General features: G+C 52.5%; 2 protein-coding genes and 1 tRNA gene. All 3 read left to right on the top strand.

The window, feature by feature from the left end:
* The coding region (gene glyS / locus ACTHUE_RS14205) for a glycine--tRNA ligase subunit beta (RefSeq protein ID WP_440423803.1) at nt 1–1399 on the top strand (1399 nt) is incomplete at its 5' end.
* A gap of 162 nt (nt 1400–1561) precedes the next feature.
* Nucleotides 1562–2641: an iron-sulfur cluster carrier protein ApbC gene (apbC, locus tag ACTHUE_RS14200; protein ID WP_070459640.1), complete on the top strand. Its 1080-nt coding sequence runs from the start codon at nt 1562–1564 to the stop codon at nt 2639–2641.
* A gap of 59 nt (nt 2642–2700) precedes the next feature.
* Nucleotides 2701–2776, top strand: a tRNA-Lys gene (locus ACTHUE_RS14195).
* Nucleotides 2777–3090 lie beyond the last annotated feature (314 nt).

Genomic DNA, 3090 nt, shown 5'->3' with positions numbered 1-3090 from the left:
GCGCAAAGCCGCCATTCGGACGGCCTTGAACGAGCAGGCAGGCCGTCTGAAAGCCACCGTTGCCGCCGATGAAGCCTTGTTGGACGAAGTGACTGCATTGGTCGAATGGCCTGTGGTATTGGAAGCCGGTTTTGAAGAACATTTCCTCGCCGTGCCGCAAGAATGCCTGATTCTGACCATGCAGCAAAACCAAAAATACTTCCCACTGCTCGACCAAAACGGCAAGCTGATGAACCGCTTCCTGCTGGTGTCCAACCTGCAAACCGAAGACCCGTCACACATCATCCAAGGTAACGAACGCGTCTTGCGCGCGCGCCTGTCTGATGCCGAGTTCTTCTACAAACAAGACCAAAAAGCGACTTTGGAAAGCCGTCTGCCGAAATTGTCCAGCGTGGTTTACCACAACAAAATCGGTTCGCAAGCCGAGCGTATCGAGCGTCTGCAAAGCATTGCCGCCCATATCGCCAAAGCGTTGGGCGCGGATGCTGCCGCAGCCGAGCGCGCCGCACGTTTGGCCAAAGCAGACTTGGTGACCGAAATGGTCGGCGAGTTCCCCGAATTGCAAGGCACGATGGGCAAATACTACGCCCGCTTGGACGGTGAAACCGAAGAAATCGCCGAAGCCATCGAGCAACACTACCAACCGCGCTTTGCCGGCGACAACCTGCCAGAGGGCAAAGTGGCAACCGCCGTTGCTTTGGCCGACAAACTGGAAACCTTGGTCGGCATTTGGGGTATCGGCCTGATTCCGACCGGCGACAAAGACCCATACGCCCTGCGCCGCTCCGCATTGGGTATTTTGCGTATGCTGATGCAATACGGTTTGGACGTAAACGAACTGATTCAGACGGCCTTTGACAGCTTCCCGCAAGGTTTGCTCAACGAGAAAACGCCGTCTGAAACCGCCGACTTCATGCAGGCGCGTTTGGCCGTGTTGCTACAAAACGATTATCCGCAAGACATCGTTGCCGCCGTATTGGCGAAACAGCCGCGCCGTTTGGACGACGTAGTGGCCAAACTGCAGGCCGTTGCCGCGTTCAAACAGTTGCCCGAAGCTGCCGCGCTCGCCGCTGCCAACAAACGCGTACAAAACCTGCTGAAAAAAGCCGATGCCGAGTTGGGCGCGGTTAACGAAAGCCTGCTGCAACAGGACGAAGAAAAAGCCTTGTACGCCGCTGCTCAAGGTTTGCAGCCGAAAATCCCTGCCGCTGTTGCCGAAGGCAATTTCCAAACTGCTTTGTCCGAGCTGGCTTCCGTCAAACCGCAAGTCGATGCATTCTTCGACGGCGTGATGGTAATGGCTGAAGATGCCGCCGTGAAGCAAAACCGTTTGAACCTGTTGAACCGCTTGGCAGAACAAATGAACGCAGTTGCCGACATTGCGCTCTTGAGCGAATAAGGCCGCGTTTCAGTTGACCCTTTTTTCAGGCTGCCCGATGATTCAGGCAGCCTGAAGTTTTTCGGGCGTATCCCTTGCATGGCGTTCAAGGGTATAATTCGGCAGATTTGTCGCACGACAAATCGCGCACATAAACAATTTCCCACATTCAAGAGGCAGATTATGAATATCCCAGCCATCCGAACCGCACTCGATGCCGTATTGATTCCCCACACAATGCGCACCTTAGGCAGCGAAAAAGCCGTTACACTCCTTGAAGAGCGTTCAGACGGCCTGCATATCGGCCTGAAATTCGCGTTCCCAGTTGCCCATATTGCCGCAGACATTGCCAATGCCGTTCAAGAAGCCGTCATTTCGCATACCGGCGATACCCACATTCACTTGAGTATCGATACCGAAATCGGTACGCATAAAGTTCAACCCGGCGTAGCAACCATCAAAGGCGTGAAAAACATTATCGCCGTTGCATCGGGCAAAGGCGGCGTCGGCAAATCAACGACCACAGCCAACCTTGCCACCGCAATGGCCAGAATGGGCGCGCGCGTCGGCGTACTCGATGCCGACCTGTACGGCCCAAGCCAGCCCACCATGCTCGGCGTACAAGACCGCAAACCCGACCAACAAAACAAAAAACTCATTCCCGTTGAAGCCGAAAGCGGCATTCAAGTGATGTCCATCGGTTTCCTGGTCGATACCGACCAAGCCGTCGTTTGGCGCGGCCCGATGGTCAGCCAAGCCTTGCAACAGCTTATGTTCCAAAGCGAGTGGGACAATGTCGATTATCTCTTCATCGACCTGCCGCCCGGTACCGGCGATATCCAATTGACCCTGTCGCAAAAAATCCCCGTGACCGGCTCCGTTGTCGTCACCACGCCACAAGACATCGCCCTGATTGATGCACGCAAAGCCGTGGATATGTTCAACAAAGTCAATATCCCGATTTTGGGCGTTTTAGAAAACATGTCTGTCCATATTTGCACCAACTGCGGCCATGCCGAAGCAATCTTCGGCGCAGAAGGCGGCAAAAACTTGGCAGAGCGTTTGAATGTACCGTTGCTTGGCCAACTTCCATTAAGCCTGCCTGTACGCGAAGCTATGGATAGCGGCACATCTTCGGCCTTGTTTGAAAACAACCAAACCATCGCCGACATCTACACCGAAGCCGCCTTCCAAATTGCACTGGCCATTGCCGATAAAGGTAAAGACTTCAGCAGCCGCTTCCCGAAAATCGTTGTCGAATAAAAAAATTTAAAAAAGGTGTTGACAGCTGTGTACCCCATCTCTATAATGCACAGCTTATCGGGTCGTTAGCTCAGTCGGTAGAGCAGCGGACTTTTAATCCGTTGGTCGAGCGTTCGAATCGCTCACGACCCACCAAATATGAAAACCTACTTTGAAAAAAGTAGGTTTTTTTACGTTTGGATTTTGGGATTTTATTGAGCATATTTTATTATTGAGACAATCCATAGCGCATCAAGCATCAGGCCGTCTGAAAATATCTTTCAGACGGCCTGAAGTTTTTTATAGGAATGTTTTTGAGAAATAAGCTTTCTACTTAGGGCAGACAAACGTTTAAAACCTTACCTGCGTCTGCAACTGCCTACGATAAACCAATACGGCAGCAGTCAGCGTGGCAAAAGAGAATGCAGACAATAAAAGCAGATAACGGCCGATTCCGTCCAGTCCGCTGC

Source organism: Neisseria sp. P0021.S005 (assembly GCF_051956955.1).
This window is presented reverse-complemented; position numbering and strand designations above follow the sequence as displayed.